Genomic DNA, 14,608 nt, shown 5'->3' with positions numbered 1-14,608 from the left:
GGCTCTCGCGTGGCACGAGGAATGGGGCTAGCCTGACGCACATGGCGCAGACAGCCTCACCCGCACGTGCGTGGATCGGAACGATCCTCTTCCTGCTCCTGGCCCCCGGCGTCATCGCGGGCCTCATCCCGTGGCTCATCTCCGGCTGGCGGTGGCGCGACTGGGGCGGCCTGGCCTGGGTCGTGGTGCCGATCGCATGGATCCTGATCGCCGTCGGGGTGGTTATCCTCTTGCACGCCTTCGCACTGTTCGCCCTGCACCGCGGAACGCCCGCTCCGGTTGCTCCGACCCAGAATCTCGTCGTGACAGGTGCCTACCGATTCGTGCGCAATCCCATGTACCTCTCTGTGCTCAACATCATCCTTGGCCAGGCACTGCTGTACGGCAGTTGGTGGCTGGTGCTCTACGCCATCATCGTCCTCACCATGGTCGTCGGGTTCGTGAAGGGCTACGAGGAGCCGACCCTCACCCGCACTTACGGCGAGGAATACCTCAACTACCGCCGCCATGTCCCAGGGTGGTGGCCGCTGCTCAAGCCGTGGCGGGAGTGACCGTGCCTGGAATGGATCTCTGGCATCGAAAAGGGCTGGTGCAGATTGATGTCCCGTGGGCACCATGGGTGGGTGACCCCTGTCCAGGACATACCACCACACTTCTACGGCCAGCTGATCGAGACGACCGTCAGGGTAGTCGCGTGGAATGTCTGGGGGCTATACGGTCCTTGGGAGGCGCGTGAGGCCGCGATCATCACCACGTTGGCAAAGGCCCGCCCCGACATAGTCGTGCTGGCCGAGTCGTGGGCAAAAAGCCAGGATAGCCAGTGCGCTCGGCTGGCAGGCCCGCTGGGGCTGCCGCACTATGCCTTCAGCGGTGTCACCGCGCAGGAAGACGACTCCGCGCTCTCCGGCGTAGCGGTGATGTCACGGTGGCCAATCAGCTCCAGAGCCAGTACATCTTTCGGGGACCTGCGCGTGCAGCAGGCCGAGCTTGCCGGCCCTCGCGGACCGATCCAGGTCTATGGCGTGGTCATGGATGCATGGTGGCTCGATGAGAGTCACGAACGCCAGGAAGCGGTCAAGGGCCTGCTCCCGGAGGTGCACGCCGCGCGGGACGATCGAATCCCCCTCATTGTCTGCGGTGACTTCAACGCCGATCCTGACAGTGACGAAGTACGGATGATGACCGGCCGGGCAGCGGCGCCCGTCCAAGGGGTGGCTTTCTATGACGCTTGGGAGGTGGCCGGCCCAGGCGGCAAAGGCTGCACGTGGTCCAACAGCAACCCCTGGGCCACACAACTGCTGTGGCCGGACCGTCGGATCGACTACATCTTCACCGCGGCACCTCGGCGCGGCGGAGCCGGCCACCCCCGCTCCGCGGCGCTGATTGGGACCACTCCCGTGCACAGGGTGTACGCATCGGACCACTTCGGTGTGCAGGCCGACGTCCGCTACTGAGCAACCATCATCGCCACGGGAGCCCGCTCCGACACAGCGACTCGTATAATCTGAGCATGCCGATCACGCGCCTCAAGCGAGGCCTCCATGCCCAGCAGTCCATTCTCGAGCAGTGCGGAAGTAACCTGTGAGCGGCGGTCTGGTCGCCCTGCTGGACGACGTCGCAGCCCTTGCCCGCATAGCGGCCGCCTCGGTAGACGACGTCGCGGCCGGAGCAGCCAAGGCGGGAGCCAAGGCCGCCGGCGTGGTGATCGACGATGCCGCCGTGACGCCGCAGTACGTGTCCGGGGCGGACCCGTCCCGCGAGTTGCCGATGATTAAGAAGATCTTCTGGGGCTCGCTCCGCAATAAGCTGCTGATCATCCTGCCCGCACTTCTTCTCGTCAGCGCGTTCGTCCCATGGGCCATTCCGTTCATCCTTATGCTGGGCGGCACCTACCTCTGCTACGAGGGCGCAGAGAAGGTCTGGCACAAGCTCCGCGGCCACCACGAGGACGAAAAAGCGCCTGCGGTTGAGCGAGGCCCGGAGGCGGAGGCCAAGGTCACCAAGGGCGCCATCACCACCGACTTCATTCTCTCCTGCGAAATCATGGTCATCTCGATGAACGAGGTGGCTAATGAGTCCCTGTGGGCCCGGGCCCTCATCCTGGTCGTCGTTGCGCTCGTCATCACGGTGCTCGTGTATGGTGCCGTCGGATTGATCGTCAAAATGGACGACATCGGCCTGCACCTGGCCGCTAAAGATTCTGCGGGGTCCAAGCGCTTCGGCGAGCTTCTCGTCAGAGGGATGCCCGCTGTGCTGACCGCGATAACCCTCGTCGGAACCATCGCCATGCTGTGGGTGGGTGGCCACATCATGCTGCAGGGAGCACACGATCTCGGCTGGCACGCGCCGTATGATCTGGTCCATGCCCTGGAGCACCCGCTCGTCGGGATCCCGGTGGTAGGCGGCTTCCTGGCATGGCTGGTCAATACCTTGTGTTCTGCCGTCCTCGGGCTCGCCTGGGGCCTCGTGGTCGTGGCTGTCGTTGGCCCACTGCTAAAGGTGCTGCCTTTCGGCAAAAAGAAGAAGGGGCACGAGGAAGGAGACGTTCGCGCCGTGGTTTCCGGCCACAAGCCGGGTCAAGGCCAGAGCGATTCCACCACCTGACCTAGAGCCTCCGGATAGCCGTCCGACCCCCATCACGAAGTAGGCCGTCAAGGCTGGCAGAACGTCGTCGTCCAGGTCCCCGCCTCGACTGACTAGTCCCGTAGAAGGCGAAAGCGAGTCCGGCTTGACGAAGTTCGATGCTCCCCACAGCGTTCACGGTGAGTCCAGCCCTGACCTGAGAGATCCTCGCCCGTATGGCTGCTAGAGCCCGGTCGATGACGCGATGATCCTGCTGGGGTGCCGGAGAAGTGAACGGGCCGTATCCCTCATGAGGGTACGGCCCGTTAGCCTAGCGTCAGGTTCAGACGGGGATCAGTCGAAGCCGTGGCTGTAGACCTTGCGGATGGTCTCGGTAACATCCCAGCGGCCCGACCAGCCCTTGGGCTGCACAACAACGTCGCCGGCAGAGACTTCGTAGACGTTGCCGGTGGCGCCATCCGTGACGGTCACGCGGCCGCTCACGATGTAGCACACCTCGGTGTCCTCGCGGGGGGTTATATTCCAGCCGCCCGGCTGGCACTCCCAGACGCCCGTCTTAATAGCGGTGTCGAACTTAAGGATCGACGTCTGCGGGTCCCCCGAGTCGTAGCCGGCACGGTGGCCGTTAGGTTCGAGCTCGCCCTGAATTTTGGCTGCCGGGACATATACGTATGGACGCATGATTTTTCCTTCCACTGGATCGTGAATTGTTGACAATCGTACTCCATGGCTCGGTGGTGCGTCTATCCTGGCTGCAACCCGGGCACCTCGGGGAATTTCGTTGACAATCTACTAACCGTCGGAGTATCGTCGACAATCGACAGCACGTCATAGCCTTTCGTCGACAATCGACGAGCATAACTGGAGGACCACATGGCATTCGAATTCGAAACCACGCCGAAGTTCGTTACGTTCGATATGAACGGAACGCTGATCAAGTTCGCTATCAACGATGCGATCCGTGAGGTACTGGGTGACCGGTTGCCGGCTGAGATCGCCGATGATTACCTGCGGTCCTGCAAGGCGTACCGCATCGATGAGTGCACGGGCGAGTACAAGCCGTTTCACCAGATTGTCGCCGACTCGATGGAACGCGCCTCGCGTCGGCTCGGTCTGGAGTTCCGTGCGGCCGACGCACGGGCGGTTTATGAGATTGTCCCCTCTTTTGGCCCGTACCCGGGTGTCACCGAGGCATTAAACCGCCTGGCTGAGGAACTCCCGCTGGTCATCGTCACGAACAGCGACACCGCCCATGCTGTGCGCCTTGCGGCCAACCTCAAGGCCCCGTTCGAGGTCATCATCAGCGCCGAGCAGATGGGCATGTACAAGCCGCGGCTCGGTGCGTTTGAGTACATGTTCGACAAGCTTGGCGTGACACCGGATGAGATCGTCCACGTCTCCGCGAGCCCGATGTACGACCACCGCCCCGCGGCCATTATGGGTATCAAGAACAAGGTGTATGTCGACCGCGGCTTCGAGCACGACGAGCACTGGCTCGGCTACGAGCGGATCACCGATATCGCCGATCTCCCGGTCCTCTTCGGCCTGCCGCGTCCTGCTGACTCCTAAGAGAAAACTGAGTAAAAGATGAGTCTGCCACTACCTCCAACCGTAAAGGGCGACTCGGCTTCAGATCGTCTCGAGGCCCTTGGTCTGGATCTACCCGTCCTCGCTGATAATGCGTACTACGTGGATCACCGGACGGTGGACTCGAGCATCCACATTTCCGGCCAACTGCCGTTCAAAGACGGTGAGCTGCTGGGCACGGGGGTTGTGGGCCGGGACGTGGACCTGGAGACGGCGCGGGAGCTCGCGCGCCATTGCGCGCTGAACTGCCTCGCCGCCGCTGTGCAGGCGGTGGGAGATCTGGACCGGGTCCGGATCGTGCAGATGCTGGTCTTCGTGGCCAGTACGCCGGACTTCGGTCTGCAGTCCCGTGTCGCCAACGCGGCCAGTGAACTGCTCATCGGAGTGTTGGGTGAGAACGGGCGTCATGCCCGCACCGCGATCGGTGTTGCCGGGCTGCCGCTGAACACTCCTGTAGAGATCCAGATGATCTGCACTGAGGCGTAGGTCGTTGAACAATGAGGAGTACAGCGTGAACCGCATTCAAGGAGCACTCGAGGCGCTCGTCGAACGGATCGACACCCCCGCACCAATCGTGCTGGTCGATGTGATGCAGGAGAACATCGACCGGATGCAGGCCTTCGCCGCCCGGAACAACTTGGACGTCCGGCCGCATGTCAAGACGCACAAGTGTGTCGAAATTGGCCGGCGCCAGATCAAGGCCGGGGCGGTCGGAATAACCGCGGGCAATGTGGGTGAGGCCGAGGTCTTCGCCGCGGCCGGGTTCGACGACATCTTCCTCGCCTACCCGATCTGGCCTTCGGGAACGAAAGGGAGGCGGATCCGGCGGCTCGCCGAGAACACCCGGCTGCGCGTCGGCGCGGACAACGTCGCGGCGATCAATGGCCTCGCCGACGCGATGGGCGCAGAACCTGACCGGCTGCAGGTCGTGATCGAGGTCGACTGCGGTGCCCGCCGTTCCGGAGCTCCTGCCGAGGCCGCCGGCGACCTCGCCCTCGCCGCCCGCAACCGCGGCCTGGTCCCGGCGGGCGTCTTCACCTACCCGGGTCACGGCAGCGCCGGTCCGGACGCCCGCAAGGGTGCGGTCAAGGATCAGGACACCGCGCTCATTGCTGCGGTGCGCAGCTTCAACGCAGCTGGGGTCACCGCGGAGGTGGTCAGCGCCGGGTCCACTCCCACAGTGGAGTTCTCCACCAGCAGCGTCATCACCGAAATTCGGCCGGGCGAGTACGTGTTCAACGACCTGAACAACGCCAGGCTCGGCGCCTGCACCGAAGATCAGATCGCGCTGTTCGTCGCCGGCACCGTGGTCAGCGACTGGATCCCCGACCAGGTCATCCTCGACATCGGCACCAAAGCCCTCGGCCGCGAAGGCGGCCCCGAGCGCGGCTACGGCGGCATTGCCGGCACCTCGGCCGTCCTGTCCAAACTCAACGAATACCACGGATTCCTCCCGCTGCCCGCGGGCGGGTTCCGCCCCCGGGTAGGGACCGTGCTTCCGGTGGTCCCCAACCACGTGTGCCCGGTGGTAGTCAATTTCGAGGAGTACATCGTCACCGACAGCACAGGCACATCACTGGAACGGTGGCCGGTCGATGCCCGTGGATTCCTCAACTGACCGATCGCGGACGGCAACTTCCTCCCCTAGCTACTACCCAAGCAACCTAACTCACGATGGAGTGACTGACATGAGACTTGATAGGACCACGGCCCTGGTCACCGGCGCCAACAGCGGAATCGGGCAGGCAGTATGCTCCCACTTCCGCAACGAAGGTGCCCGGCTGCTGCTCACCGGCCGCAGGGAGCACCTCGACAGCGCCCAGCCCGAGGATCTATACGTCCCGGGAGACCTCAACGACGAGGCGTTCGTCGAAAGCCTCGCCCGGCAGGCCGCCGAATCCTTCGGCACCGTGGACGTCGTCGTCCTTAACCACGGCCTGCAGGTCAGCGGCCCGCTCACTGAGATGGCGTACGAGGATGCGAGGAACGTGCTTCACAGCAACCTGCTCAGCTCCTTCCTGGTGATGAAGCACTTCGCGCCGCTGATGCCGGCTACGGGTGGCTCTTTCGTCCTCGTCAGCTCCCGGCTCGGCATGGTCGGCAAGGCCGATGAAGTCCTGTACTCCGCGGCCAAGGGCGGCCTGATCATGCTCGCCAAGGGCGCGGCGATCGAATGGGCGCCACGCAACATCCGGGTCAACGTCGTCGCACCGGGCCTGACCGCCACCCCGGTCATCGAAGCATCCTTCCAGCGCAGGGTCGACCCCGAGGCCTACCGTGCCCACCGCGAAGGGCAGATCCCGCTGCAGCGCCTCGCGACCCCCGAAGAGATCGCCGACGCCATCCTCTTCATGGCCTCGAAGGAATCGTCCTACATCACCGGAGCGGTCCTGCCCGTCGACGGCGGATACACCGCCGCCTGAATACCTCAACGCTTCACAGACAACGAAGGACAACCATGACAGCCCCTGCGGCAACACCCCGAAACGGAGAGCTCGGCTTCTGGATGGCCGGACTCGCGGACACTAGGTCCACCTACCCCCGCTTCACCGGCCAGGACTCTGTAGACCTGGCAATCATCGGCGGCGGCTACACCGGCCTGTGGGCCGCGTACTTCGCCAAGAAACTCGAGCCATCACTCAAGGTCGCGGTATTTGAGGCAGAACATATCGGCTACGGCGCCTCCGGACGCAACGGCGGCTGGCTCTCAGCAATGCCCCCAGGAAACCGGGCCACCTTCGCCCGCGCATCCGGCGGAGGGCTGGACGCGAGCCGGGCCCTGCAGCAGGAATTTGTCGCCGGCGTTGATTCCGTCCTGGATATTCTCCAGGCCGAGGGCATTAACGCGGATCAGCACAAGGGCGGCGCGCTCGTCGCCGCACACACGAAAGCGGGGCTGGGCAGGCTGGTAGCCAGGCGTGATGCCGACTGGAAGTACGGGCTGACCGAAGACGATGTCCATATGCTTGACCGGGACGAGTTCCAGAGCCAGATCAACATCTCCACCGTCCACGGCGGGCTCTTCTACAAACATTGCGCCCGCATTCATCCGGCGAAACTCGTCTACGGCCTCGCCGAGACCTTGGCCTCCATGGGGGTCAGCATCTACGAAGGCAGCCGGGTGGACAGCATCGACCGAACGACCCTAAAACTGGCCAACGGACAAGTGACGGCTGCCAAAACGTTCGTCTGCACCGAAGGGTATTCCGGACAGCTTCTTGGCAGCAGGACCCTGATCCCGATCAATTCCTCGATGATCGTGACAAAGCCGCTGTCCGAAGAAACGTGGCAGCAGATCGGATGGAACGGGCCCCAGTGCCTTAACGACTCCGCACACACCTTCATCTATTCACAGCGAACAGCGGACGGCCGCATCGCCATAGGCGGCCGCGGTAACCCCTACCGCTACGGCTCCGGCACAGGAGGCAGCGGTTCAACACCCCAGTCCACCATTGACCTGATCTCCACAAAGCTCCGCTCCTTCTTCCCCGGCATCCCCTTCGAAGTGGACCACGCCTGGTCCGGAGTCCTGGGCGTCACCCGTGACTGGAACGGCGGCGTGCACTGGGACCAGGCCAACGGGATCGGATCGTCCACCGGTTACGCCGGACACGGCGTCACCGCAGCCTACGTCGGCGGCCGGACCCTCGCGGAACTGGCCTTCGAGAAGGAAACAGAACGGACCACACTTCCCTGGGTCGGCTACCGTGCACGGAAGTGGGAACCCGAACCCCTCCGCTGGCTCGGCGTCCACGGCATGTACCGGCTGTTCGGCATTGCCGACCGATGGGAAGAACGCAGGGACTCCACCAAAACCTCACTCCTGGCCAAATTCGGCAGCAGACTCGCCGGACTACATGAATAGTCCCCTCAGCGAAACTCTCACCACTACCCCATTCGAAGGGAAGCACCTTGAAAACCATCAACAAGATCCAGACGGCAGCTGCGGGCCTCGTGATGGAGCGCAGTGACGCCAATCCCAAGGAAGCCAAGACCCAGGCGCTCCCGGAAAAGGTGCTCTAGTCCATGGACGGAAAATTGGCTGTCATAGGCCTGGGCAGCATCGGAAGCATGGCGTTGTGGCAGGCATCGAACCTGACCGACTCCGTCACCGGTTTCGAGGCGCAGTTCCCTGCTCACGGCAGAAGCGCCGTGGGCGGTGATACCAGGCTCTTTCGGATGATCTACCGTGGAGTACCTGACCTCTACCCCATCCTGGAACGCTCACGTGATCTCTGGGGTGAACTGGAAGCCGAAACCGGGCAGGACATCCTCATCCGCTGCGGCGGCCTTTCCATCGGCACCGCCGACGGCCCGTACATCCGCAGCCTCCTGGAAACCGCCCGTACCAACAGGGCTGCCCATGAGATTCTCAGCCGCGAAGAGATGGCAGAACGCTACCCCCAACACAACCTCCGCCCGGATGACTGCGCCGTCTATGACCCGAACGCCGGGGTCCTGCGCACCGACCGTGCCGTCACAGCCGCCATTGCTGCGGCGGAGGCCAACGGCGCAACCGTCCACACCAACACCCCGATCGACAGCATCACCGAAACCGAAGACGGCGTTGTCATCACCTCCGGAGAGACCTCCTGGACCTTCGAGAACGTCATCGTCTCCTCGGGCGGCTGGTCCCAGCGTCTGATGCCCAACTACCTCAAAGCCGCAACGCAGACCAAGCGCGTCTTCCTGACCTGGTTTGTTGCCCACGACGCAGCCCAGTTCACCCCGGAAAAGTTCCCCACGTTCAACCGGATGTACCAGGACCGCTCCATGTATGGAGCACCTGCCGTCGACGGGGTCACGGTCAAAGCCACCCTTGACGGCCGCGGCACAGCAACACCGGACCCCGACGGTTTCCGCAGGGAACTCTCAACAGCCGAAATCGCCGAGACCATTGAAACGATCTCGGAATTCATCCCCGGCCTCATCCCGACGATCGTCCGCTCCGATGCCTTCCCGGACCTCTACACCACGGACCAGAATCCTCTACTGGGGTGGCTCAGCAAGTCACGCAGGATCTATTGCGCCACCGGCTTCTCCGGGGGCGGATTCAAGAATGCCACCGGGTTCGGCCACATTGCCGCGTACGAAGCGCTCCGCAAACAGTCATTCACAGGCCTGGAATTCGTACGCCCGGAACGGTTTAAGACGAGCCAGGCCAACCCGTCAGCCAGCAGCAACAGCAATCTAGCCAACGCGCATTACGCCGAAAGATGAGATAGGTGGATGTCAATGGCGGCACCAGAAAGACCCCTTGCATTGGAAGGAAGACCCACTGCGCAGGTGATCGCTGACCACTTGCGGGATCAAATCGTTCAGAGGTCCATCCGGCCCGGGCAACAGATCAACGAATCCTTCCTGGCGGAACAGCTCAACACATCCAGGGGTCCCCTCCGGGAAGCCCTGCAGCGCTTTGTCCCAGGAAGGGATCCTGATCAGCCGGCGCAACTACGGAGTGTTCGTCAAGGAGGTCGAAACGCATGACCTAAGGGAGATCTAGGCAGTTCGGGAGTCCATCGAATCCGCGGCCGCCAACAGGCTGCTGGACAGCAGCCCGAAACAGATCAGTGAAACCTGCGAGGTGCTGAAGGAAATTGTGGGTGAAATGGCGAAGCAAGTGCTTGCTTCCGACTGGCAGACCATGGCAGGGCTGGATATGCAGTTCCATTCAGCCCTCGTTGAAGGCGTGGGAAATTCCCGTTTTATCCGCATTTACAAGACACTTGCCGCTGAATCACGAATGTGTATCTTCGACTTGGACGTTTCCTACCCAAGGATGGACGTTCTGGTACAGGAACACCAAAACATCCTGGATCTCTTGAAGGCAGGCGACAGGGATGGCCTGCTCAAGGCCATCAGGGGGCATCTGCAACAGGCCACAACTCAGCGGAAGCCCTCAGCGTCTGACAGCATCCGCTGCCGGGAGCACGACGGGCGCCTTGTATAATCGACAATCGACAAGAGAGGCGGCACGATGGACCGCAAGTTCACATGGCAACAGCAGCGGACCACGACGCCGGACGGCGTCTACAGCGTGCTGCGTACAGCCATCCTGGACGGAACTGTGCCTCCAGGTGGGCAGCTGCGCGAGACGCACATTGCTGCCGATCTCGGAATCAGCCGGTCCCCGCTGCGTGAGGCGCTGACCCGCCTTGAAGAAGAAGGTCTGGTGGTGAAAATCCCCTTCCGGGGATCCTTCGTTGTGGAGGTCAGCGCCCGCGACGTCGCCGAAATCGCATCAATCCGCTTGCTTGTTGAGCCTTACGCTGCTGAACTCTCGGCCGAAACGTTGCGCGGTACCGAGCGGCTGCGGTTGAAGCAAACCATCGAGGAGCTTTACCGGGCCACGGACACCAACGACATTCCGGCCAGCATTGACGCTCACCTGCGCTTCCACAGGCTCTTCTATAAATATTCGGGGAACTCCGCCCTGCATGCTCTGTGGAACGGTTGGGAGAACAAGCTGCGTCTCTACTTCTCTGTCGACCATCGGACTTATAGCGACCTCCATGAAATCGCCGTTGAGCACGAGAGACTAGCCGCACTTGCTTTGGAAGGTGACTTCGAGGGTTTCCGTCAGGAGACTGTCCGTCAGTTCCACAATGCGCTCCGCGCCGAAAGTTAACCAAACCAAACCCTGACTTGCGAGACTGGCATTGCTCTTCTTGCGCCGTCGTGACTGTTACTTCGAGTGTCCGCGTCTTCGGAAAAGTGTATAGCTGTTATACAGTTTTAGGGTGACGATCAATGAAACCGTGACAGTAGCCGACGCTGTCCGTACCCGGCTTGAACGCAGCCTCCTGGCCGGAGACTACTCAGCGGGAGCCCACATTAAGGACAGCCACGTGGCCCAGAAGTTGGGTGTGGCGAGGCCCACTGCGCGCGTTGCTGTACAGGCTCTCATCGCTGACGGCTTCCTGGAACGTGAAACCGGGCGAAGTGCAAGAGTCCGCCTTTTCTCCGTCCAGGATGTCGCAGACATCTTTCGCGTGCGCCGGCTCATTGAATTCGACGCGGTCCGCTCGGTCTGCCAGGGCGCGGACACGGAGCCGATCCGGGCATCCTTGGCGAAGTTTTCCGAGGTCAAAGGTGATCAGGATTGGGAGACCGCCGCACAGGCTGACATGGGCTTCCATGCAGCAGTCGTGGCAGCCGCAGACTCGCCCAGGCTGAGCAGACTCTTTCAGACTATTTCCACTGAAATCCGCCTCCTCATGGCACTTCTTCGGCCGCGGTACCCCCACGTATCGACACTTCATGATGAACACACTGTTCTTTTGGATGCTCTTGTCGCCGGCGACCAGGATCACGCATTGCAGCTTTGGGCGGCCCATTTGAACGACGCCGAAGCGTTCCTGAGCACCAGAATCCGGGAGGAACCCTCCCGATGACACTGGACGGCACGGCCGCCCGCTCACGATCATGGGCGTAATTCCCACGGGCACGCTCCATCAAGTGCCTTTCGATTCATCAGCACCGTTCCATGAAGACCCCAGTGGAAAGCACGCCATGCATTCAAATTTCACCGCCCCGGAACACACCCCGGTCCTGGAAAGACTCCAGGCAGCTGGAGTGCCCGTGGAAGCCTCTGGTCACCGGCTGGCCGCATACTCCTACGATGCATCCAATTACCGGATCCCGCCGATTGGTGTTGTGTTTCCGCGCAGCGTCGACGACGTCGTCGCCGTCATAGCGGCGTGCCGGGAAACCGACACTGCCCTGATAAGCCGCGGAGGCGGGACGTCCATGGCTGGAAACGCCATCGGCCCGGGAATTGTGCTGGACTTCTCACGGCACATGAACCGGATCATCACCATCGATGAGTCGGCAGGAACGGCAGACGTCGAAGCCGGTGTTGTCCTTGCCCAGCTCACCCGCGAAACCGAACGCGCAACGGGCGGAAGCCTCACTTTTGCCCCCGACCCGTCCTCAAAAAACCGTGCCACCATAGGCGGCTCAATCGGAAACGATGCGTGCGGCAACCACTCTGTCCGCTACGGTCGGACCTCTGATCACGTCCACGAGATCGACGTCGTCACCTCCGATGGCGCTCTCCTTACCGCATCAGACAGGGGCGTCCGGGCTACCAACCCGTCAGACGCTTACTCTGTATCCCGGGCGTTCCAGTTGGGCGAAGACCTCAAAACGCTTGCCCAGGAGAACCTTGCTGCTTTCCGTCGCGAACTTGGACGTATCCAGCGCCAGGTTTCCGGTTACCACCTTGCCAACCTGCTGCCGGAGAACGGCCTGAACATTGCCAGGGCATTGGTCGGCACCGAAGGAACCTGCGCCGTCGTCGTCCGTGCCCGCATGAAACTCGTCCCCAAGCCATCCAGCGCACTGCTGGTCTGCCTGGGCTATGCCGACGTCGTCGATGCCGCCAAAGACATCGAGACCATCCTTGAGTTCTCCCCAGCAGCGGTCGAGGGCATCGATGAGGCCATCGTTGATACCATGCGGCTGCGCCGCGGAGACGACTCCGTCCTGGGGCTTCCCCTGGGCAAGGCTTTCCTGTACGTAGACCTTGATGGCGACGATCCGGACGAAGTGGCCCGCCAGGCTGCCCTGATGCTGGAACGGCTGGCAGCGAACGGCCGCTTGATCGATGGTTGCGCGGTTCCGGACCCCGCTGAACGCGCTACCTTGTGGCGGGTGCGGGAAGACGGCGCAGGGTTGTCGTCAAGGCCCGCCAGTGGCGGGGAATCACTGGCCGGCTGGGAGGACTCAGCCGTTGCTCCGCCGAACCTTGCAGCCTACCTGGCCGACTTCCGGACGCTCCTGGATAACTATGGGCTGACCGGGATCATGTATGGACATTTTGGGGCAGGCTGCATGCACATCCGCATCACCTACGATTTGCGCACGGAAGAAGGCCGCAGCGTGTTCCGCAAGTTCACGCAGGCCGCCGCCGAACTTGTTGTCCGCCACGGAGGCTCGCTGTCCGGAGAACACGGCGACGGACGTGCCCGCTCAGCACTGCTTGCGCAGATGTACTCGCCCGGTATGCTCGCCGCATTCGAGGAATACCGCAGGCTTTGGGATGAGGCCGGGATCCTGAATCCGGGTTCCATCACCGATCCGGATCCGTTTGACGCCAATCTGGCTCTCGAGGGGGTTCCCGAGCGTGAATGGAGGACGCACTTCGAACTCAGGCCCGTCGACGCCGCCGCAGCCGGAGCCGACCCCTGGGTGCATGCCGTCCAGGCTTGCATCGGCGTCGGTAGATGCCGTTCAGACTCCGGCGGAGTGATGTGCCCCAGCTTCCGCGCAACAGGGGACGAGAAAGACTCGACGCGCGGACGGTCCCGGGCGCTCCAGGACATGGTTCGGGGTGCCCGGACCATCGACGAGGGCTGGAAGTCCGAAGATGTCCGTGAGGCATTGGATCTGTGTTTGGCCTGCAAGGCCTGTTCCAACGACTGTCCCGCAGGCGTAGACATGGCCAGCTACAAATCGGAGTTCTTCTCGCACTACTATGAGGGCAAATTGCGGCCCATGTCGCATTTCTCCCTTGGCTGGTTGCCACGTTGGCTCAAACTCACCACTCTGATCAGCCCGGTGGTAAACCTGGTTCTGGCCAGCCCGCTCGGGAACGTCGTGGCCGCTGCCGGTGGCCTCACCACCAAAAGGAAGATGCCGAAGTTCGCTTCCCGGAAGATGCTTCGCGATGCCCTCGCCCCATACGCCACCCATTCCAAGACGGCCGACGCCGTGCTGTTCGTGGACTCCTTCACCAAGGGCTTCAGGCCAGAGGTGGCCGGAGCAGCAGCCCGGGTCATGGAAAGCACGGGACGGCAGGTCGGCTGCGAATCCGACGTCTGTTGCGGCCTCACCTGGATCTCAACGGGTCAACTCGACACCGCGAAGAAGCTCATGAGCAAGGCCGTAGCGAAGCTCGATGACGGCAGCGATGCACCGATCGTCGTTATCGAACCAAGCTGCGCCGCCGCGCTGAAGAAAGACGCGCCGGAACTGCTCGGCACCGAAGCCGCCGAACGCGTATCCCACAGGATCCGCAGCTTCGCTGAAGCCGTGAAGGAATGGGTTGACGCAGGTTGGGTGCCACCGGCCGTACCCACCGACGTGACTGTGCAGACCCACTGCCACGAGTACTCGACGTTCGGGGCTACCGTCCAGCGCAAGGCCCTGGCCGCCCTCGGCGTCGCCAATGTCACCGAGGCAACAGGCTGTTGCGGCGTCGCCGGCAACTTCGGCTTCGAAGCCAACCACTACGACATCTCCATGAAGGTCGCGCAACAGGCACTCGCTCCCGCCCTCGCCACGACTGCCCAGGACACGCCGGTCCTCGCCGACGGCTTTAGCTGTGCGATGCAGGTCAAGCAATTAGAGCCGGAGCGCAAGAGCCTTCACCTTGCCGAACTCCTCGATCCGATGGGCTCCCGACGGCGGCATCCACACCACAATGATCGTTAGG

The 14,608-nt window shown here is 62.6% G+C and carries 15 protein-coding genes; 14 read left to right on the top strand and 1 reads right to left on the bottom strand.

From position 1 onward, the window contains the following. Window positions 1-41: 41 nt before the first annotated feature. The 3 genes from ACFC25_RS17005 (at window position 42) to ACFC25_RS16995 (ending at window position 2,604) form a co-directional block, all read left to right on the top strand. On the top strand, window positions 42-551 hold the full coding sequence (locus ACFC25_RS17005) for a methyltransferase family protein (RefSeq protein WP_376047248.1): 510 nt from the start codon (window positions 42-44) through the stop codon (window positions 549-551). 72 nt (window positions 552-623) lie between these two features. Beyond that, entirely contained in the window at window positions 624-1,454 is an 831-nt protein-coding gene (locus tag ACFC25_RS17000; protein WP_337347183.1) for an endonuclease/exonuclease/phosphatase family protein, read from the top strand. Window positions 1,455-1,581: 127 nt separating this feature from the next. Continuing rightward, window positions 1,582-2,604 carry a DUF808 domain-containing protein gene (locus tag ACFC25_RS16995; protein ID WP_376047246.1) on the top strand — a complete coding sequence of 341 codons (1,023 nt, stop codon included), beginning with the start codon at window positions 1,582-1,584 and terminating at the stop codon, window positions 2,602-2,604. Window positions 2,605-2,916: 312 nt separating this feature from the next. Here the strand turns inward: ACFC25_RS16995 and ACFC25_RS16990 are convergent, their stop codons facing one another. Beyond that, window positions 2,917-3,264, bottom strand: coding sequence for a cupin domain-containing protein (locus tag ACFC25_RS16990; protein WP_337347181.1), 348 nt, complete (start codon window positions 3,262-3,264; stop codon window positions 2,917-2,919). Between the two features lie 192 nt (window positions 3,265-3,456). Here ACFC25_RS16990 and ACFC25_RS16985 point away from each other — a divergent pair, with 192 nt between their 5' ends. From ACFC25_RS16985 to ACFC25_RS16935, 11 genes are all read left to right on the top strand, one after another. Next, a complete protein-coding gene (locus ACFC25_RS16985) occupies window positions 3,457-4,152 on the top strand; it encodes a haloacid dehalogenase type II (protein ID WP_376047242.1) in 696 nt (231 codons plus the stop codon). Window positions 4,153-4,170: 18 nt separating this feature from the next. Next, the gene (locus tag ACFC25_RS16980; RefSeq protein WP_376047239.1) at window positions 4,171-4,656 is read left to right on the top strand and encodes a RidA family protein; all 486 of its coding nucleotides are present in this window, start codon (window positions 4,171-4,173) and stop codon (window positions 4,654-4,656) included. Window positions 4,657-4,681: 25 nt separating this feature from the next. Continuing rightward, entirely contained in the window at window positions 4,682-5,788 is a 1,107-nt protein-coding gene (locus ACFC25_RS16975) for an alanine racemase (RefSeq protein WP_376047236.1), read from the top strand. A gap of 70 nt (window positions 5,789-5,858) precedes the next feature. Further along, on the top strand, window positions 5,859-6,593 hold the full coding sequence (locus tag ACFC25_RS16970; RefSeq protein ID WP_376047233.1) for an SDR family NAD(P)-dependent oxidoreductase: 735 nt from the start codon (window positions 5,859-5,861) through the stop codon (window positions 6,591-6,593). 35 nt (window positions 6,594-6,628) lie between these two features. Beyond that, a complete protein-coding gene (locus tag ACFC25_RS16965) occupies window positions 6,629-8,035 on the top strand; it encodes an NAD(P)/FAD-dependent oxidoreductase (RefSeq protein ID WP_376047230.1) in 1,407 nt (468 codons plus the stop codon). Between the two features lie 161 nt (window positions 8,036-8,196). Continuing rightward, window positions 8,197-9,390: an FAD-dependent oxidoreductase gene (locus tag ACFC25_RS16960; RefSeq protein ID WP_376047227.1), complete on the top strand. Its 1,194-nt coding sequence runs from the start codon at window positions 8,197-8,199 to the stop codon at window positions 9,388-9,390. A gap of 9 nt (window positions 9,391-9,399) precedes the next feature. Next, window positions 9,400-9,657, top strand: coding sequence for a GntR family transcriptional regulator (locus tag ACFC25_RS16955; RefSeq protein ID WP_376047225.1), 258 nt, complete (start codon window positions 9,400-9,402; stop codon window positions 9,655-9,657). 31 nt (window positions 9,658-9,688) lie between these two features. Continuing rightward, entirely contained in the window at window positions 9,689-10,120 is a 432-nt protein-coding gene (locus tag ACFC25_RS16950) for a GntR family transcriptional regulator (RefSeq protein WP_376047377.1), read from the top strand. 27 nt (window positions 10,121-10,147) lie between these two features. Beyond that, a complete protein-coding gene (locus ACFC25_RS16945) occupies window positions 10,148-10,798 on the top strand; it encodes a GntR family transcriptional regulator (RefSeq protein WP_376047222.1) in 651 nt (216 codons plus the stop codon). Window positions 10,799-10,910: 112 nt separating this feature from the next. Continuing rightward, window positions 10,911-11,564 (top strand): GntR family transcriptional regulator, encoded by a 654-nt coding sequence (locus ACFC25_RS16940; RefSeq protein WP_376047219.1) that lies wholly within the window; start codon window positions 10,911-10,913, stop codon window positions 11,562-11,564. 118 nt (window positions 11,565-11,682) lie between these two features. Then, window positions 11,683-14,607, top strand: coding sequence for an FAD-binding and (Fe-S)-binding domain-containing protein (locus ACFC25_RS16935; protein WP_376047216.1), 2,925 nt, complete (start codon window positions 11,683-11,685; stop codon window positions 14,605-14,607). The last annotated feature ends 1 nt before the right edge of the window (window position 14,608 follow it).

Origin of the sequence: Pseudarthrobacter sp. NPDC055928, from assembly GCF_042270935.1 — a bacterium.
Classification (GTDB): Bacteria; Actinomycetota; Actinomycetes; order Actinomycetales; family Micrococcaceae; genus Arthrobacter.
The sequence above is the reverse complement of the archived record's forward strand: the minus strand, read 5'-3'. Positions and strand labels throughout refer to the sequence as shown.